Source organism: Vibrio gazogenes (genome assembly GCF_023920225.1).
GTDB classification, from domain to species: domain Bacteria; phylum Pseudomonadota; class Gammaproteobacteria; order Enterobacterales; family Vibrionaceae; genus Vibrio; species Vibrio gazogenes.
The window spans coordinates 3,350,126-3,367,689 of sequence record NZ_CP092587.1; the positions used below are offsets into that span (position 1 = coordinate 3,350,126).

A 17,564-nucleotide genomic window follows, 5' to 3' on the forward strand; every position below is an offset into this window, starting at 1 on the left:
CCCCTGTTTCTGTTATTCTAAACCACATTCCGGTGACCAGATCGATGTAATTGATATTGTGACAATCTGGTTCCTATTTCGTTATTTATTCTTGAGAGTCCGAGCTTTTATGTCAGTCCGACAATCAGTATCACGTTCGCTATTCACTATCCCTGTTTCTGTTTTGACCAAGAGTACGGTTGTTCCAGCCGATCCCATCGCCGATCACCATATTGATCTGGAAAAACCCATCGTCTATGCGCTCCCGTTTCAATCGACCGTCGATCTGCTGACTTTAAAACAGCAAACAGAGAAGCTAGGACTGCCGGATCCGTTTCAACCTTTAGAAATCGATGGTAAAAAACTCACGCGTTATATTTTTATTGCCTCCCGGCCAACCCTGATTCGCAGCGATGACAATGTGCCTTACGGCTCCGTCACTCAGTTCACTGAATTACTTGCATTACATCAAGCCAATCCTGAGCTTGATATTCAGTTACTGCCGACATCCGTCCTGTGGGGCAGAAAACCCGGCAAAGAAAACCAGAGTAAAGCTTATCTGGAACCGATGAACGGTCCACAAAAGGCCAAGGCGGTATTACTGTCCGGCAGAGACTGCTTGGTGCGTTTCAGTCCGGTGGTTTCTCTACGCTATATGGCAGACAGCCACGGCACGGATGCAGCCATCGCCCATAAAGTTGCACGGGTCGCCAGGATTCATTTTTCACGCCAGAAACTGGCCGCCTCAGGGCCGCAACTGCCGGAGCGGGAAGTATTATTGCAACGGTTGATGCAATCCCAAGCCATTCGCCATGCGATCAATGACGAAGTCAAAACCAAAAATATTTCGCAGAAAAAAGCACAGAAAGAAGCACTGAAAATATTAGACGAGATTGCAGCAAACTTTTCTTATTCTCTCGTGCGCAAAAGTGATCGCTTGCTGAAATGGCTCTGGAACCGGATTTATCAAGGGATCAATGTGCACAATGCGGCGCGTGTCCGCCGTCTGGCTCAAGATGGTCATGAAATTGTGTATGTGCCCTGCCACCGGAGTCACATGGACTATCTGTTATTGTCTTATGTGCTTTATCATGAAGGAATGGTGCCTCCCCACATCGCTGCGGGTCTGAATCTGAACTTTTTCCCGGCGGGTCCGTTGTTCCGGCGCGGCGGGGCATTTTTTATCCGCCGCAGTTTTAAAGGCAATAAGCTTTATTCGACGATTTTCCGTGAATATCTGGCTGACTTGTTCGCGAAAGGATATTCCGTTGAGTATTTCAGTGAAGGGGGACGCTCGCGGACCGGACGCTTGCTTCCCGCCAAAACGGGGATGCTGGCAATGACGATCCAAGCGATGTTAAGAGGTCTCAACCGCCCTGTCACCTTGGTCCCCGTGTACATTGGCTATGAACATGTCATGGAAGTCTCGACCTATGCCAAAGAGCTGCGCGGCAAGCAGAAAGAAAAAGAAAATGCCGGTCTGGTGATCCGCACAATTCGTAAACTGAAGAACTTCGGTCAAGGGTATGTCAACTTTGGCGAACCTATCTTGCTCAATCAGTTTTTGAATGAGCAAGTCCCTGACTGGACCAAAGATATCGATCGGATCGGGAACAGTCGTCCTCAGTGGATCACACCGCTTGTCAATCAACTGGCAACCAAAGTGATGACCCGTGTCAATGATGCTGCGGCAGCAAATGCCATGACGTTATGTGCGACTGCCCTGCTTGCTTCTCGTCAGCGTGCACTTGCCCGGGAAAACTTGATCAAACAGATCGACTGTTATCTTGATCTATTGCGCAATGTGCCTTATTCAGAAACGATGACCGTTCCGCTAGATAGTGCGAAGGCATTGGTGGAGCATGCGACATCGCTCGATAAGTTTTTGATCGAATCCGACAGTATTGGTGAAATCATCTCTCTGGATCGTCACCAATCGATTCTGATGACTTACTATCGTAACAATATTATTCATCTGTTGGCATTGCCGTCACTGATTGCCCAGATACTGGTGAGTCATCAATCGCTATCGCTCGATACGCTGCGCAATTATGTGGCGCTTATCTATCCATTCATCCAGCAAGAGCTGTTCCTGAGTTTTCAGCCGGAAGCACTCGACGATCATATTGATGCTTATCTGCGCGAATTGCAGCGTCAGGAATTAATCCAATGTGAAAATGACACGGTGTCGATCAATCCAGCCAGAACACAGGTGTTAATCTTACTCGGCAGAACAATTTCCGAAACACTACAGCGTTATGCGATTACGTTAAATTTACTGGTCTCGACACCGGATATGACGAAAAGCGAGCTCGAAAAGAATAGTCAGGAAATCGCCCGTCGTCTGGGACGACTCCATGGGATTAATGCGCCGGAGTTTTTTGATAAGGGTGTATTTACGGCCTTAATGACCACGCTGAAACAGCAAAACTATCTCAATCATGATCAGCAACTCTGTGCGGATAAATGTCAGCAATTGTCTGAACTGATGTTCACCTTGCTCTATCCTGAAATCCGCTTAACGATCAGAGAGAGTATTTATCTGATTGAGTAGTGCTTATCCCTGCTTTGTTGGGCAAACAGCGTTGAATTAAACACAGCGGCTCTGGTTTATTCAGGCAAAAAGAAACGGCATCATTTGATGCCGTTTTTCTTGCCACGCTGCGTTCACTGCTTAATGGGACCACATGGAAACCAGCAACCCCGCAGTAATCACCATGCCGACATAGTTGTTGTTCAAGAATGCTTGTAGACACTGGGTTCGCTGACGGTGCCGAATTAAATGCTGTTGATAAACAAATAATCCACTCACAATCAGCACACTCCAATAAAATATAGCGCTCAACTGATACATTACACCCACGCCAATCAGCATCAGCAACGTGATCAGTTGGAGTGCGCCAATGATCAGCTTATCAAAGCGGCCAAACAAAACCGCAGTCGACTTTACGCCGATCTTCAAATCATCTTCCCGATCGGTCATCGCATATTGTGTATCATAAGCGACTGTCCAGACCGAATTAATCAGAAAAATAAACCATACCACGCCCGGTAAGCTATTTGACTGTGCTGCCCAAGCCATTGGAATCGCCCAGCTAAAAGCCAGTGCTAAAAAAACCTGAGGTAAATGTGTATAACGTTTCATGAAAGGATAAATAAACGCCAACACAATCGCAGCAAAAGAGAGCTGAATGGTGAGTTTGTTCATCGTCAGAACCAGCGCAAACGAGAACAACGACAAAATAAGAAATAAGCCGACCGCCTCTTTCTCGGTCACGAGGCCAGCCGGTAAGGGGCGCATTTGTGTTCGTTGAACATGCCCGTCAACATGACGATCCGCAAAGTCGTTAATCACACAGCCGGCAGACCGCATGAAGACCACCCCAAGTACAAAAACAAACAGAACGTTCAGATCAGGAATGCCTTCGGCAGCAAGAATCAATGCCCATAACGTCGGCCATAACAACAGCAAAGAGCCAATGGGGCGATCCATCCGCATCAATTGCCAGTATGCTTTTGCCTTTGATACAGTCATTCTTTGTTCTCCTTCACATACACGGGGGCGTCTGGTAAAAATAGTTCTGTGACAAGCATCGGTTGACGTGCCATCCATAGCCTTGAGCGACGCGCCCACAATACGCCATCTTCAGTGTCCACTTTTGCGACCTGTAACGCATCTCGTTGAACATCCTCAGATTGAAACACGAAATCCCCCAGTGAACAGGCTCCCAATCGAAAGAGACGATTCGACAAGTCACTCTTGTCCAGCTGCGGAATCAACGTATGACCAATCACCCATGGTGTGTTATCTCCCGACAGTAACACCTGACGCACCAGACATCGTTGAGGAGAAGACAACAAGTTTTGCTCTTGCGCAGAAAACCAGCCAGTATCTTCCCAATCATGCCGGAGTACATCAACGGATAGAGACTGGCAATAGTTTTTCATCAACAGGGAAAGCGATCCCTGTTCTTGTAACCATTGTCTAATCTTTGGCGTCGGAAAATAAAAATTTTCGCATTCTTGCCAGATTATCTGGTTTAATAGCGATAGATAAGGCGAAACTGATCGATGCATACTACTATTTTTATGTGAATGCCTTTGTGATTGCATAATATCCTGATTAGGATATTGTTTTGAAGCGAATGTCGAAGGCTGTCAGCTTTGTTATCAATGGGTAAACTATTGTAACAAGATCAGAGCGATTCGAATATCATCAACCTTTGTCAGATTATAACATTATTATGCTGAAACGTTATTTAGCCCTCATCATTCTCATGACAGGCCTGTTCTCTGTCTCACTTAGCTATGCGGCTGAGGATTCAGGTGCACCTAAGCTTGCCTATTTTACGCTGGAACCCGATCTAACCACCAATTTCTTTACCAAAGGGAAAGAGCTTGGCTACATTCAAGTTCGTATCGAGATTATGGTTGCCAGTGCTTCAGATCTGCCGATCATCGAAAAACATCAGCCACTGATTCGCGATACAGTCGTCGAGCTGATGGGGAAACAGACTGCGGATACAATTCGCTCTCTTGCGGGCAGAGAAGATCTGAGAAAGATGTTGGTGAAAAAAATCAATGATTTGCTTTTACCGGAAACGGGGCGCTCCATCGTCGCTGATTTGCTATTTACTAAATATATTTATCAGTAACCTAAAAAAGGTCGTCTGCTAACAAGAAACAGCCTGCCTGTTCGGCACAAGGTTCCGGGTTGTTCGCCTATCGAGTTGTTTATGCGTTTGCCGGAGCTCGTTTCGCTTCGTACAGTCCGAGTCCCATCCCGATCAACAATCCAGCCACGTGTGCACTATTGGCAATTGGCATAAAGGGTTGCACAAAAGCAATGACTAACCAGATCAGCATGAAACCGAGTAACGGTTTCTGAATGGATAATCCAAGTTCAGGCCGCTTCCAGCCAATCATCCAAATAAAACCGACCAACGCATAAACCACACCGGACAAACCACCAAACCCCGGGCCATCACTCCAATATTGTACGATGCCTGATCCGGCTGAAGACAACACCAGTAGATTCGCCAATTTCCAAGCGCCCAGACGTTTTTCGAGATCGCCCCCCAGATACCACCACCACAACAGGTTAAAAATGATATGGAGTATCGAAAAATGCAGAAAAGCCGGTGTAACCCAACGCCAAATTTGCCAAGCTCCGGTTTGAGAGGTGGGAAAATGGAGCAGATTAAACATTGTTTGCTGCAATCCAAACACCTGCAGTACAAAAACAACAATACACAGTAAGCACACGCCCAATGTCATATAACCGGCTTTGGCGTAAAACAGCTGTAAAACACTGGGTGAGCGGTAACGAAATAAGGGTTTTTGCTTACCGTCGGTCTGCCAAGATGCTGCACGGTATTTCGGATCTTCCGGATGTGCTAAAAACTGTTTCAGTTCGATTTCGGCTTCATGCAGGTTTTCATCTTTGACTAACCATAAACAGAACATTGCTTCTAAGTCCGGTGACATCACAATTTCTATATGCTTTAAAGCCATATAGTCAATGAATGCCTGCCCCAAACGAGGATTATCGATCGTAATCAGACGTATCATATCTCTGTCTCTTCTTCGTCGAATAGTGGGAAACATTGGATGATTCACAACGTCATGTCATGCGCTCACAATAACCGTAGGATGCACTGATATTATGACAACGATGAAGTCGGTAAATTCGCTCGATGCCAAGCTTCAAAACCACCATCAATGCTATATACCGCTTCAAATCCCTGATTAATTAAATACTGTGCTGCGCCCTGACTGCTGATACCGTGATAACACATCACAAGCACTGGGGTCTCATAATCAACGTCGTCCATAAACTGATTGATTGTACCGTTGGTCAAGTGAAACGCAGATTCAGCATGTGCCACGGCAAACGACTGAGGATCGCGAATATCGACTAACGTTGCGCCCTGCTCTTGCATCATGTTCAGCGCCCCCTGAACATCAATATGTTGAAATTGCTCCATGATTTATCACTCCCGCACTCTATCGGTGAACACTATTGTAACCTATTCAGGACCTATCAATACAATCGAATCACAGGGGCCACCCATGTTTGATCATTTTTTCACCATCAGTGGATAAAGCTGTGAATTGTGTTGATAAAGTAGTCAGAGTGAAAATGATCCACAATATGTAGTAATGATCTTTATTTTATTGTGTGTAAATCTTTTGATATCCCCAAGCTGAACAATCTGTTCAGCGCTTGGTAATGACGTCTCATACACCGAAAGTCAATCATTTAAACACAGACTTATCCACAGGTCGAAATTGACAGCGCTGCACTGGTTTGGATCAAAAATAAAAACCGGGATCGCTGGGATCCCGGTTTCTGAATTTGTTCTCGCTGAGAAAAATGGATGCCTACATTTCTCCGACTGCATCCTTGAGTTTCTTCATGGCATTTTTTTCTAGCTGACGAATACGCTCAGCGGATACACCATAATTATCGGCTAAATCTTGTAACGTTGCTTTGGGTTCATTCAACCAACGAGACCGGACAATATGTTGGCTACGCTCATCCAAACTCGATATCGCTAACGATAGACGATGATTGGTATGCTGTTCCCAGTTGGTGCTTTCCAGATTTTCAGCAACATCAGAGTTTTTATCTTCGAGATAAAGGACCGGTGCTGACACTGCATTTCCTTCGTCGTCATCAACAGACATATCAAAGGTCGCATCCTGAGCTGCCAAACGAGATTCCATCTCCCGGACATCTGACGGCTCAACACCTAACTCTTTCGCAACCGTTTCAACTTCACTATGGTTGAACCAACCAAGACGCTTTTTCGATTTTCTTAAATTAAAGAAAAGTTTCCGTTGCGCTTTCGTTGTCGCGATTTTAACAATACGCCAGTTGCGAAGGACGTATTCATGAATTTCAGCTTTAATCCAGTGCACAGCAAAGGAGACTAGACGAACACCAACTTCAGGATTGAAACGCTTGACCGCTTTCATCAAGCCGATATTGCCTTCCTGAACCAGATCTGCCATTGGCAATCCATAACCGGAATAACCACGAGCAATATGAACAACGAAACGAAGATGCGACAGAATTAACCCTTTCGCGGCTTCAATTTCACCTTTGTAATGTAATCGTTCCGCAAGCTCATGTTCTTCTTCTGCACTCAGCATCGGATAACTATTCACAGAACGGATATAGCTGTCCAGGCTATCTTGTGTCACAACTGCCATTGGATACGTATGGTTTGTCATTCAATTCCTCATCAATTTCTGATTAAGAGTGTACTCAACCTATTTATGTGGGACTCTATCATCTTGTTGCTTACGAGTTGAGTCCAACAGATACAGATAAACAATTTTCCATCGGAAGTCAAGATCCCATTTTTACTCGCTGCAAGCTTCAGGAGATAAGACACATCTTTTCTACACAGGTTCAATTTCTTTCAAATGTCGTTGTGCAGATAACTTGGCTGCGATACAGCTAAGTAATGTACCGACCATCAGAAGTAGTAAAGATTCATCCCAGCCGAGTCCTAAAAGACGGAACTGACTATCGTAAAGTGTTGCCAACTGACTCACTGCACCATTAAACAATATAGTCAGAAAAGCCGTAAATAACCATGCGCTGAGTGAACCGAGCAAACCAAACCACATGCCGGCGTATAGATAAGGACGCAGAATAAACACATCTGTCGCCCCGATGAGTTTCATCGTTTGAATTTCTTCTTTATTGGCTAACACATTAAAACGTAGCGTATTCCCGACAATTAAGAAAACAGCAGCAAACATCAACAATGACAAGCTCACGACAACCATTACCGCCAGATGTTCGATCGCATCCAAGCGTGTCAGCCAATCTTCGTCAAGGCGCACATCCGTCACATTCTGCTCATGCTGAAGACTTTCAGCTAACTGCTTCACTTCTGACTGGTTGGTCACCGCGGGCGTAATCACGATTACTCCGGGTAATGCATAATCATCCAGCAGGCTGATCGCTTGCTCAAATCCCGCGTGTTGGCTCATCTCAGCCAACCCTTGTTGCGGAGAAATGTATTCAACCTTCTGAACACTCGGGCGCACTTCTATTTCATCTTTCAGCACCATCACCCGGGCTTCGGGTGTGCCTTCTTCAAGATAAACGCTGATTTGCGAAGGCGTGGCAACATGGCTGGCAACCGAGGCGACATTTTTACTTAACAAGTACAGACAGGTAGGCATGGTTAACGCCATCGAAATCACTGCCAATGTCAGTAGGTTTCCCATCGGGCGCTGCTGCCAAAGGGCCAGAAAAGACAACTTCGCTTGCTTGTAATGTATTGCCAGAAAGTGATCGCGAGGCGGACGCTTTTGTTCTCGTTTTTTCTTTGAGTTGGAGGTGCGTTTGTTTTTCGGCTTAGTGGCCATAATCTTCAACCTCACTTAAGAAACCCTGATTTAACTCGAGATGACGATACATCGGACGGGAATTGACCAGATTGATATCATGCGTAGCAAGCAAGATTGTCACACCGGCACGGTTGAACTCCTCAAACAAGCGAAGAATCCGATTGGATAAATCCGGATCAAGATTACCGGTTGGTTCATCAGCCAATAACAATGTCGGTCGATTCACCACTGCCCTTGCGATACCGACACGCTGCTGCTCCCCTCCGGAAAGCTGACTCGGTAGGCAACGCGTTTTATCTAGGAGCCCGGTTTTATCCAAAGCCGCTGAGACGCGTCTTTTGATCTCATTTTCAGAGATCGATTCAATACGCATCGGGAGTGCCACGTTATCGAACACACTACGATCCATCAACAGCCGATGCTCTTGAAAGACAATCCCGATATTACGCCGTAAAAACGGAATATCGGGATTCGGAATACGTGTGATATCGTGTCCGTTAAAATGGATCCGCCCGTCAGTCGGCCGTTCGATAGCACAAATCAATTTCAGTAATGTGCTTTTCCCAGCACCTGAATGCCCACCGACAAATGCCATTTCCCCTCGACGAAGGTGGAAGTCGACTTTTTGTAAGGCTTGTCGTCCCCCTCGATAGGCTTTACTCACTTGCTGAAATCTGATCACTCGCTATCCCCTTCCTCAAGCATAATCCGTGTTTATTGCCCGTCTGTATACTGTCTTTACTACGGTCTGTTTTGCAGCATTGTCAGCTTTGAATCCCGTCAATTTCACGATCATTGTTCGCGGGCGTCACCCGAACGATTGATCTCACTGCAACTATTCATCCCGACTGAACAACGCTTCGATAAACTCTTCAGTTTGGAAAGGTCGTAAATCATCAATGCCTTCTCCGACACCAATAAAGCGAATCGGGATTTTAAACTGATCAGCAATCGCAAAAATCACCCCGCCTTTGGCTGTTCCATCAAGTTTTGTCAGGGTAATCCCCGTCACCGGTGCAACCTCACTGAAGAGTTTGGCTTGGCTGATCGCATTCTGGCCGGTACCGGCATCTAAAGTCAGCATGATCTCATGAGGCGCCGATTCATCAAGCTTCTTCATGACGCGTACAATTTTGCGCAACTCTTCCATCAGGTTGCCTTTATTTTGTAATCGTCCGGCAGTATCAGCAATAACCACATCGATACCCCGCGCCTTGGCGGCCTCAATGGTATCGTAAATCACGGAGGCGCTGTCAGCACCGGTATGCTGGGCAATCACTGGCACTTGATTACGTTCTCCCCAGATTTGCAGCTGCTCAACGGCAGCGGCTCGGAATGTATCACCGGCAGCAAGCATGACCTTTTTACCTTGCATCTGATATTGTTTCGCCAGCTTACCGATTGTGGTGGTTTTCCCCACCCCATTCACACCGACCATCAGAATCACGTAAGGGGTTTTCTGCTCATCAATCACTAAAGGCTGCTCGACATGAGAGAGAATCTCTCCCATTTCCTCTTTCAGCAAGCCGTATAGTGCTTCACCGTCTTTTAACTGTTGGCGATTGGCTTTTTCTGTCAGGTTGTTAATGATCTTAACCGTTGTATCCATACCGACATCGGCGACTAACAACTGTTCTTCAAGTTCTTCGAAAAGATCTTCATCGATCTTTTTCCCTTTGAATAAACCAAAAAATCCGGCACCGATGTTTGCCTTGGTCCGGCTCAGGCTTCTTTTTAAACGTGCAAAAAATCCTTCGGTCGGTTTTTCCTGTTCGGCGACTCTCACGGGTTGAGGCGCTTCCGGGACTGGCTCTGCGTGACTCGCTTCACTCGATTCCGGGATACGATCCGTTTCAACCTCAGTTTGATGCTCAGGCAATTCCGCCGCTTCACTTGCCGCGTTTTCCTCTGTCGGCGCAGCGTCAGCCACAGACTCATCCACTTCAGGGATATCTTCACCGACATCGTTGTCTGTCGATGTTTCAGTCAGATCATTTTTTTCCTTGGGAGTCTCATCATCACCAAAACCAAGCCATGACAGCAGGCCACGCTTCTTTTTTTCTGTCATCTGGAAATATCCTAGATTTATTCATCGCTTCAAAACGTTATAATACCAGTTCTACTGATGACGTCATTGGTATCATACTTTTCTCAGAATATTGATATGCTCAAGAAAAGAAAAATGACAAAGCCGTGAAAAATCTAAACTCAGGCTGTTAAACTTCATCATACTTCAATTCGTACCTTCACCCGTCTGCAACAAAACAGGCCGGGCGGCTATATTAACACTTTATTTTCGGTCAAAAAATCATGGGAAAACATCGTCAGCCAAACCAGTCACAAAAAAGAGACAAATCAGGCTTTATTCGGATTATTAGTGGATTGTGGAAAGGCCGAAAACTGCCGGTTCATGATGCTGAAGGTCTCAGACCCACCACAGACAGAGTCAAAGAAACCCTGTTTAACTGGCTGGCGACCGATATCCCTCAGGCTCGTTGTCTCGATCTGTTTGCCGGTTCAGGAAGCCTAGGCTTCGAAGCGGCATCACGTCAGGCTGAACAGGTGACCATGATCGAGAAAAACCCAGCCGCATTTCAGCAACTCAAGAAAAATCAGCAGGCGCTGTCAGCGACACAACTCCAAATCATTCAAAGCGATGCGCTGCTTTATCTCGCTCAAACGCCACCAGAAGGAACCTATGATATTGTGTTTATCGACCCACCGTTCCGACAAGGGTTACTGGAGGAAACGCTCCACTTACTGGAGAGCAACCAATGGTTGCACGAACAGGCAATGATTTATATCGAGAGTGAAAAAGAATGGCCAGTCACAGCCATCCCTGCATCGTGGCAACTTTACCGAGAAAAAGTTGCCGGACAAGTTTGTTATCGCTTATATCAAAAAGCCCCTTAAATCGGGGCTTCTCCAATGACGGGCCTGACACAGACTCAGCCTGCCACATAACTTTTGATACCATCCAAAAACATCTGCGTTGAAACCATCACCAAAAGTAGTCCCATTAAACGCTCGGCTGCTCTCAAACCTTTTTCTCCTAAAATCCGGTGGAAAAAGTCATAAAACATCAAAATAATCGATGTGCCGGACCATGCCAGAAAAACAGCCAATGCCAACTCTGGTAAGTCGTTTGGCGACTGTGTAGAAAATACCAATAACGATGCGATCAAAGACGGACCGGCAATCATCGGAACGGCCATCGGTACGATAAAGGGTTCTTCGCCAGCAGCCAGCCCCGTAATTGAACCGGCACTTGGAAAGATCATCTTAATGGCAATAATAAACAGAATCACACCGCCGGATATGCTCAACGTCTCCGGGGCAACTTTCAGGAAACCAAGGATATTTTTACCGGCAAACAGGAAAATCATCAAAATGAGCAGTGCAAAACACAACTCCCGAATTAACACGATACGTCGTCGTTTCGGGTCGAGGTGTTTTAATATCGCAAGCACGATAGGGAGGTTACCAAGCGGATCCATAATCAAAAACATCATGGTCGCGACGGAAATAATTTCCATATTTACATCTCAGACGGTTCAATAAAAAACGAAGTATAACAACCCACAAGCAAGATTTCGACGTCCGAATAAGCTCGTCGGAGAGCGCTATGTTCAAGCACTGCCATCCATCGGAAACGCCAAAAGAATCAACTTAGAGATGCAATGGTAATATCGCAACAACAAGTAAACATAAAGCCACTAAAAACCCGCTGGTCGTGACTAAAGAGAGTTGATTCACCTTTTCTTGTCCGGGGTAGACCATGACCCGAAAAAACACGACAAACCATAGCACAGCACCGATAGAGGCTTCTAGAGCACTCCAACTGCGAGTCTGAAGCCACCAGCCACTGGCAGACCAAATCAACCCGAGTAGTCCTGTACCTAAAACAGCAACGACCGTCATCCGTTTATCGATATGAGGCAGAAAAAGCAGATAGAGAACAATACCGAGCGCAATCAGAGTGATCGGCAACCACCACTGGATCGGATACAAAATATGTTGCCAGAAGGCCAAGCTGAAAGCGATACAACTCAACAGGAAAGCGGAAAAAGATAGACGAAATTTGGTTTGCCCGACAAAGGACCACGTAAAAATCAGACAGCAACATAATGCGACTGAACTCCAGACGGTTGAAGCACGCCATTCTGACGTAAGGCTCCACATCAAGACCAATAATACGATGGTACAAATGAGCCCCAAATAAAAAGAGAGTCTGTTTTGGTGACCGACATGGCTTTCTTGCATACAAGCTACCTTCGTGTTGAACAGCTGCTAGTTTATAGTCGTTTTATGAGAAATCCACCGATGACGTCAAAAACTTGGATCTGAGTAAAGAAGTAAAGCTGCACCGTATAAAAACAGTAAAAACCCACCAAAACATCATAAAATTAACAGTAAATGAATGAACCCTGATTTTTAGCCAAAAAACCAAAATACAAGTGAACGTTTAATCAGTTTCAAATGGCGTAAATGATGCTTGTCAAAAAACAAATAACTTTAAAAAAACAATATATTAAATAACAAAAATCAATAAAAACAAAAATGAGTTAAAACTCAATCATGATAGACAAAAGAACACGTCAGACCACTAAAAATTGACATTCGTGATGTTCAATTTGAGAACTATTGTCAAATGCATCGATATACAGGTCAGTTATTGCTTAAAACCCCACATAAAAACTACTGAGCTACTTAAACAACCAAAACCAATAAGGCTATATAACAATCACTCTTTACAACAATAAAAATAAATTTAAATCAAACAGTTAAATAAAAAATATCACTAAAAATCAATATAGGATAAATAACAAACAACCAAAAACAACATCAAAAACCAACCTCAGACGACTTATAACGCAGCATAAACATAGTTTTTCAAAGATTTTACAAAATAAATTTGATCAATCATGAAAAAATGATACTCTGTATAAATATTGACAAATAAATTCTAGGAGCAGTGTGTTATGATTACGCCATCTCAAAAGCAGGGACTCGTCATGATTGCGGTTATTCTCGGCCTTATGACACTGCCTCTGTTTTATTGACACCTTGATAAACAAAAAAGGGACGCTAAAAGCGTCCCTTTTTTGTTTATCAAGGTGTCAAATCATTCATTCAAATAATTTCGCTGATACGAATTCCCAATGGATGTAATAAACAGCGAGAGCAATTATCGTTATCACCATCATCACAGAGATAGCTGCGCGCCAGATAAAACGACCACTCCTTGGCATTAACTCTTTCATACACTCATCATAAGCATCCAAAAATGCTTCACAATCGTCTAGTTGATAATCGGTTTCATGCAGTAACTTGTTGCGAACCGTCGCAATATATCGCAGTTTTTTGATGACATTGTGCGGTAAGCGGTTTTCACAACTCGAGATCAGTTGATGCAACCCTCGTCCTTCTGCGTGATATTGAACACGAAGGAGATGTTCCAGTTTTCGTGTTCTGATAACAACTTTTTCAATCTCTGACATGGCTATCCCCTCGATTTATCCTGATGCCCAGATAACCTATGATGCTGATATTATGGCAACAACCAGCGTGTCAATCGGAAACGAGCACATATCCAACTCATCACCAAAGCACCGATATAACTCATTATAATCCATAATGGAATCACCCAAAGTGGGTGCCCCGAGAAATTTAGCTCAAAATGATGCATGGGCCATAAAACCAACGGATGAAGGATGTATATTCCCAAACTATAGCGGCTGGTAAAGCGTATCACCTTTTGCCACATCGGAGATAAGTGCTCCCCCCAGTGTCGGCACAGGACAAAAATCATCCCTGCAATCACAACGGTATTGATCGTTTTGTAGGAAAGCCAGCGCTTGACTGTATATTCCCCCGCCCCCACGCTCAGATGAATCACCATATAAGCGGTTACCATCAAGCCGATACTTCCCAGCAGCCCCCAAAGCCAGACATGACTCGCTTCTCGGGACAAATAATATCCGAGCAACAGATAGCCGGAATAAAGCCACAATGAATAAGACCAGACCCCATTCCAGTAAAACAAATACGCGACGGAGCTGAAAAGCCATAGCAACAGATAACTTGGTGTAAACCATTCATATCGTCTGACGGCCCAATGAAAGAAAGGGACTAAAGCATATAGCGGGATAAAATAATAAAAGAATCCAAGATGATAATAGGTCGCTTCATGGGGCATCTCGGAGAGTCGTTCCTTGACATTACCCCAATCAAAACCCGTCGTATCCCAACCCGATAAATAAGCATAAAAAACGGACCAGATCAGAAACGGAATCACCACTTTCATGACTCTGCGCTGAAGATAGTATTTCCCGTCGAAAGGACGGGCATCACGAATAAGCAGCGCACCGGAAACCATGATAAAAACCGGAACGGCCCATCGGCTGATGCTATTCAATCCGACAGCAACGAGCCAGTGATCAAAATGAATTACACCATATTGATGACGAAATGGTCCCAAGACATGAATACCGACAACAAACAGTGCAGCCAGAGAACGCAATAAATCGAAATATAAAACCCGACTGGGACTCATCTTGAATCTCCTCTTATCTTGTCGATGACTCTAGCGAGATCGCCCTGTCAGATACAACATTCTATGGTTATCTTTTATTCAAGCTTATGTCAGAAATTCAGATTGATAGGAATTACCAATTAATAAAATCAGCTCAACCGAATTCATTTCATTACTTAGCTGACGTATGATGTACAGGAATTGAACAGAACTCAGTAATAGATGGAGTGTCTTATGAAAACGAATGTCATCGGCTTAGACAGTACAACGAGCCAAAAACTCGCAACATCTTTAAATCAACTCCTTGCCAACTATCAGGTATTTTACATGAATGTCAGGGGTTACCACTGGAACATCAAAGGACCAGAGTTTTTTGAACTTCATACCAAGTTTGAAGAAATCTATACCGATCTATTGACTAAAATCGATGAAGTCGCCGAGCGCATCCTGACATTAGGCAGCACACCGCTGCATACCTTCAGTGATTATGTGGCATGCTCTGAAATTAAGGAGCATAAGCAAGCTTCTCAGGCAAAAACAACGGTTGAAGGTTTAGTTCAGGGATTCGGAACGCTGGTAAAACAACAACGAGAAATTTTAGGGATTGCTGGTGATGCAAGCGACGAAGGCACCGCAGCATTGATGAGCGATTACATCAGAGAACAAGAAAAACAAATCTGGATGTTTAACGCTTGGCTACAGTAAAGTGATTGGTTTTCAAAAACGCGTATCACAATTCTGAGAACGTTCTATGACTATCGGTCTGAGGGGTCACACGATATATTGAGCATTGTTACTCCAACATAATGCGTCATGAAGTGATTGACTGACTTCCTCAACCGATAGACCGATTTTTACGCTCTCCGTTTCAATGCCGTGCCAGTCACCTCGTTCAAAATGCTCCTGAATCGTCAGTAGGTCGCCAAAAACACCTTTGCGCTTCGCCAGGGCTTCTTTCGCGACTTCAGGTAATGGTAACTGCTCCATTAAATCATCAATGGAAACATCCAGAATGGCATCGAGCACAGAAAACAGACCGATCATAAATGCCTGCCCTTTCAACTCATGAAAAACATCATGGGATGACATCAGCTGACAAAAATGAGCGCGCTGTAACGATAATCGATAGAGTTCTTTCGGCTTATCCACAGCAATGTAAGATGCAACGGTCAGAGACACAAAAGACTTGAGCCGGTCTTGACCTAAATAGATGAGTGCTTGGCGGAACGAGGAGATGCTGACACAAAGACGATCTGAAAGTGCATTGACAAAACGGAGTAATTTATAAGATAAAGTGACATCTTGTGAGAGGATCTCTTCGACTCGTTCAAAGTCCACCTCAGGCCGACAGACTTCAATAAATAAATTCATTGCAGTCAGGTATTCTGGAACCACATAGCGCTTTTTCGTCACCTGTGGCTTTCTAAAATAATAACCTTGAAAAAAGGAGAATCCGGCAGCTTTGGTTTGCAGAAACTCTTCTTCCGTTTCTACCCGCTCCGCAAGAAACCGACACTGATATTTATCGGCAATTTTTTCTTGGACAAACTGGCAAGCCTCATCCACACCCAAAGCCATGATATCCAATTTAACAATATGAACATAAGGGAGAAAGCGTTCCCACGCTGGCGAATAGACGAAATCATCCAATGCCAGTAAATAGCCGTGGCGATGTAAATCACGGATAACGTAGTATAACTCATCCGTCGGTTCACAAGTTTCCAACACCTCGACGACAATCCTGTGCTTGGGCAGCGTAAAGGGAAGCCGACGAATCAGGCTTTTATAGGGAAAATTGATAAAACAACGTGCCGACCGTCGATCAGATGTGCAACCAACCGTCAGAAAGTTTTCAGCAATTAAACGATAGGTTGCCCGCTCTGAACTAATGTGAGATGGAAAAGCATTCATTTCTCCATCACGAAAAAGTAACTCGTAGCCTAACGTGACACCTTTTGCATTAAGGATTGGCTGACGAGCAACATATGTATATCGCATTTTTCGAACCTAGGCTTTTGCCACAGCCAATAAAGCGCCACAACCCAAAAATGCAGATCCAAACACCTTATTTAAACGACGCATCATAAACTCCGAGCGCATATATCGCCTGAGTTTCGCTGCAAGTGAAGTATATGTCAGCATCACCAGTGTATCGATGGTCATGGTCGTGACACCTAAAATAATGAGTTGAATCATCTGAGGGCCTTCCGGTTGAATAAATTGAGGAAAAAGAGCCACCAGAAAAACAATTGATTTCGGATTAGTTAAATTGATCAACATCGATTTGCGCAGCATAACCCAAGGTTGATGAAAAGTCTGTGATTCAGTCGTAAAAGACGTGCTAGTATCGCGCCATTTCTGGATTCCCAACCATATAAGGTAAACAACGCCAATCCATTTAATGATACTAAACGCAAGCACTGACTGAGCTACCAAAGCACCGACACCCACCCCGACCAACAAGATGTGAAAGCATAATCCCAACTGAAGCCCTGCAATCGCAAACAGAGACCTGCGGACACCGTAACTGAGACCATTACTGATAGAATTCACAGTGCCAGAACCGGGAGCCAAACTGAAAATAATTGCCGTGGCGACATAAGCAAGCCAGACGTGTAGTTCCATGGGAATTCCTCTATAATAAAGACACTTAACGCAATACAAATAGTTCTCATAC

Annotated in this window: 18 protein-coding genes; 4 read left to right on the top strand and 14 right to left on the bottom strand. The window is 44.6% G+C overall.

Annotated features, from left to right (window positions below; all coding sequences use genetic code 11):
- Positions 1-109: 109 nt before the first annotated feature.
- Entirely contained in the window at positions 110-2,533 is a 2,424-nt protein-coding gene (gene plsB / locus MKS89_RS14865; protein WP_072959487.1) for a glycerol-3-phosphate 1-O-acyltransferase PlsB, read from the top strand.
- 120 nt (positions 2,534-2,653) lie between these two features.
- Here the strand turns inward: plsB and ubiA are convergent, their stop codons facing one another.
- Positions 2,654-3,514: a 4-hydroxybenzoate octaprenyltransferase gene (gene ubiA, locus MKS89_RS14870; protein WP_072959484.1), complete on the bottom strand. Its 861-nt coding sequence runs from the start codon at positions 3,512-3,514 to the stop codon at positions 2,654-2,656.
- Positions 3,511-4,092 carry a chorismate lyase gene (locus MKS89_RS14875; protein WP_306345690.1) on the bottom strand — a complete coding sequence of 194 codons (582 nt, stop codon included), beginning with the start codon at positions 4,090-4,092 and terminating at the stop codon, positions 3,511-3,513. Before MKS89_RS14875 ends, ubiA begins: the two co-directional genes overlap by 4 nt.
- 131 nt (positions 4,093-4,223) lie before the next feature.
- On the opposite strand from MKS89_RS14875, the gene MKS89_RS14880 reads away from it, so the two are divergent.
- Positions 4,224-4,634 carry a flagellar basal body-associated protein FliL gene (locus MKS89_RS14880; protein ID WP_072959482.1) on the top strand — a complete coding sequence of 137 codons (411 nt, stop codon included), beginning with the start codon at positions 4,224-4,226 and terminating at the stop codon, positions 4,632-4,634.
- A gap of 79 nt (positions 4,635-4,713) precedes the next feature.
- On the opposite strand, the gene glpG is transcribed toward MKS89_RS14880, so the two are convergent.
- The 6 genes from glpG to ftsY form a co-directional block, all read right to left on the bottom strand.
- A complete protein-coding gene (gene glpG, locus MKS89_RS14885) occupies positions 4,714-5,550 on the bottom strand; it encodes a rhomboid family intramembrane serine protease GlpG (protein ID WP_072959480.1) in 837 nt (278 codons plus the stop codon).
- A gap of 92 nt (positions 5,551-5,642) precedes the next feature.
- Positions 5,643-5,966: a thiosulfate sulfurtransferase GlpE gene (gene glpE, locus MKS89_RS14890; RefSeq protein ID WP_072959478.1), complete on the bottom strand. Its 324-nt coding sequence runs from the start codon at positions 5,964-5,966 to the stop codon at positions 5,643-5,645.
- A gap of 397 nt (positions 5,967-6,363) precedes the next feature.
- A complete protein-coding gene (gene rpoH / locus MKS89_RS14895; RefSeq protein ID WP_072959476.1) occupies positions 6,364-7,218 on the bottom strand; it encodes an RNA polymerase sigma factor RpoH in 855 nt (284 codons plus the stop codon).
- Between the two features lie 171 nt (positions 7,219-7,389).
- On the bottom strand, positions 7,390-8,370 hold the full coding sequence (ftsX, locus tag MKS89_RS14900) for a permease-like cell division protein FtsX (RefSeq protein ID WP_072959474.1): 981 nt from the start codon (positions 8,368-8,370) through the stop codon (positions 7,390-7,392).
- Positions 8,360-9,034, bottom strand: coding sequence for a cell division ATP-binding protein FtsE (ftsE, locus tag MKS89_RS14905; RefSeq protein WP_021021152.1), 675 nt, complete (start codon positions 9,032-9,034; stop codon positions 8,360-8,362). The genes ftsX and ftsE overlap by 11 nt, the downstream gene beginning before the upstream one ends.
- 153 nt (positions 9,035-9,187) lie before the next feature.
- The gene (ftsY, locus tag MKS89_RS14910) at positions 9,188-10,420 is read right to left on the bottom strand and encodes a signal recognition particle-docking protein FtsY (protein ID WP_072959471.1); all 1,233 of its coding nucleotides are present in this window, start codon (positions 10,418-10,420) and stop codon (positions 9,188-9,190) included.
- Between the two features lie 242 nt (positions 10,421-10,662).
- Between ftsY and rsmD the strand changes: the two genes are divergently transcribed.
- On the top strand, positions 10,663-11,265 hold the full coding sequence (rsmD, locus tag MKS89_RS14915; RefSeq protein ID WP_072959469.1) for a 16S rRNA (guanine(966)-N(2))-methyltransferase RsmD: 603 nt from the start codon (positions 10,663-10,665) through the stop codon (positions 11,263-11,265).
- 35 nt (positions 11,266-11,300) lie between these two features.
- On the opposite strand, the gene MKS89_RS14920 is transcribed toward rsmD, so the two are convergent.
- The 4 genes from MKS89_RS14920 to MKS89_RS14935 form a co-directional block, all read right to left on the bottom strand.
- Entirely contained in the window at positions 11,301-11,888 is a 588-nt protein-coding gene (locus MKS89_RS14920; protein ID WP_072959466.1) for a YhgN family NAAT transporter, read from the bottom strand.
- A 133-nt stretch (positions 11,889-12,021) separates the two neighbouring features.
- Positions 12,022-12,615, bottom strand: coding sequence for a lysoplasmalogenase family protein (locus MKS89_RS14925; protein WP_072959464.1), 594 nt, complete (start codon positions 12,613-12,615; stop codon positions 12,022-12,024).
- Positions 12,616-13,481: 866 nt separating this feature from the next.
- Positions 13,482-13,853, bottom strand: a complete 372-nt coding sequence (locus tag MKS89_RS14930; RefSeq protein WP_072959462.1) for a DUF4145 domain-containing protein — start codon at positions 13,851-13,853, stop codon at positions 13,482-13,484.
- Positions 13,854-13,903: 50 nt separating this feature from the next.
- On the bottom strand, positions 13,904-14,908 hold the full coding sequence (locus MKS89_RS14935) for an acyltransferase (protein WP_072959459.1): 1,005 nt from the start codon (positions 14,906-14,908) through the stop codon (positions 13,904-13,906).
- Positions 14,909-15,121: 213 nt separating this feature from the next.
- Between MKS89_RS14935 and MKS89_RS14940 the strand changes: the two genes are divergently transcribed.
- A complete protein-coding gene (locus MKS89_RS14940; protein ID WP_072959457.1) occupies positions 15,122-15,592 on the top strand; it encodes a Dps family protein in 471 nt (156 codons plus the stop codon).
- 66 nt (positions 15,593-15,658) lie between these two features.
- Here the strand turns inward: MKS89_RS14940 and MKS89_RS14945 are convergent, their stop codons facing one another.
- A complete protein-coding gene (locus MKS89_RS14945; RefSeq protein WP_072959454.1) occupies positions 15,659-16,885 on the bottom strand; it encodes an EAL and HDOD domain-containing protein in 1,227 nt (408 codons plus the stop codon).
- A gap of 9 nt (positions 16,886-16,894) precedes the next feature.
- Positions 16,895-17,512: a homoserine/homoserine lactone efflux protein gene (gene rhtB, locus MKS89_RS14950; RefSeq protein ID WP_072959452.1), complete on the bottom strand. Its 618-nt coding sequence runs from the start codon at positions 17,510-17,512 to the stop codon at positions 16,895-16,897.
- Positions 17,513-17,564 lie beyond the last annotated feature (52 nt).

Bases quoted from the DNA above. Each gene is read 5' to 3' on its own strand.
- plsB (WP_072959487.1), top strand. From the start codon at position 110: ATGTCAGTCCGACAATCAGTATCACGTTCGCTATTCACTATCCCTGTT.
- ubiA (WP_072959484.1), bottom strand. From the start codon at position 3,514: ATGACTGTATCAAAGGCAAAAGCATACTGGCAATTGATGCGGATGGAT.
- MKS89_RS14875 (WP_306345690.1), bottom strand. From the start codon at position 4,092: ATGCAATCACAAAGGCATTCACATAAAAATAGTAGTATGCATCGATCA.
- MKS89_RS14880 (WP_072959482.1), top strand. From the start codon at position 4,224: ATGCTGAAACGTTATTTAGCCCTCATCATTCTCATGACAGGCCTGTTC.
- glpG (WP_072959480.1), bottom strand. From the start codon at position 5,550: ATGATACGTCTGATTACGATCGATAATCCTCGTTTGGGGCAGGCATTC.
- glpE (WP_072959478.1), bottom strand. From the start codon at position 5,966: ATGGAGCAATTTCAACATATTGATGTTCAGGGGGCGCTGAACATGATG.
- rpoH (WP_072959476.1), bottom strand. From the start codon at position 7,218: ATGACAAACCATACGTATCCAATGGCAGTTGTGACACAAGATAGCCTG.
- ftsX (WP_072959474.1), bottom strand. From the start codon at position 8,370: ATGGCCACTAAGCCGAAAAACAAACGCACCTCCAACTCAAAGAAAAAA.
- ftsY (WP_072959471.1), bottom strand. From the start codon at position 10,420: ATGACAGAAAAAAAGAAGCGTGGCCTGCTGTCATGGCTTGGTTTTGGT.
- rsmD (WP_072959469.1), top strand. From the start codon at position 10,663: ATGGGAAAACATCGTCAGCCAAACCAGTCACAAAAAAGAGACAAATCA.
- MKS89_RS14920 (WP_072959466.1), bottom strand. From the start codon at position 11,888: ATGGAAATTATTTCCGTCGCGACCATGATGTTTTTGATTATGGATCCG.
- MKS89_RS14925 (WP_072959464.1), bottom strand. From the start codon at position 12,615: ATGCAAGAAAGCCATGTCGGTCACCAAAACAGACTCTCTTTTTATTTG.
- MKS89_RS14930 (WP_072959462.1), bottom strand. From the start codon at position 13,853: ATGTCAGAGATTGAAAAAGTTGTTATCAGAACACGAAAACTGGAACAT.
- MKS89_RS14935 (WP_072959459.1), bottom strand. From the start codon at position 14,908: ATGAGTCCCAGTCGGGTTTTATATTTCGATTTATTGCGTTCTCTGGCT.
- MKS89_RS14940 (WP_072959457.1), top strand. From the start codon at position 15,122: ATGAAAACGAATGTCATCGGCTTAGACAGTACAACGAGCCAAAAACTC.
- MKS89_RS14945 (WP_072959454.1), bottom strand. From the start codon at position 16,885: ATGCGATATACATATGTTGCTCGTCAGCCAATCCTTAATGCAAAAGGT.
- rhtB (WP_072959452.1), bottom strand. From the start codon at position 17,512: ATGGAACTACACGTCTGGCTTGCTTATGTCGCCACGGCAATTATTTTC.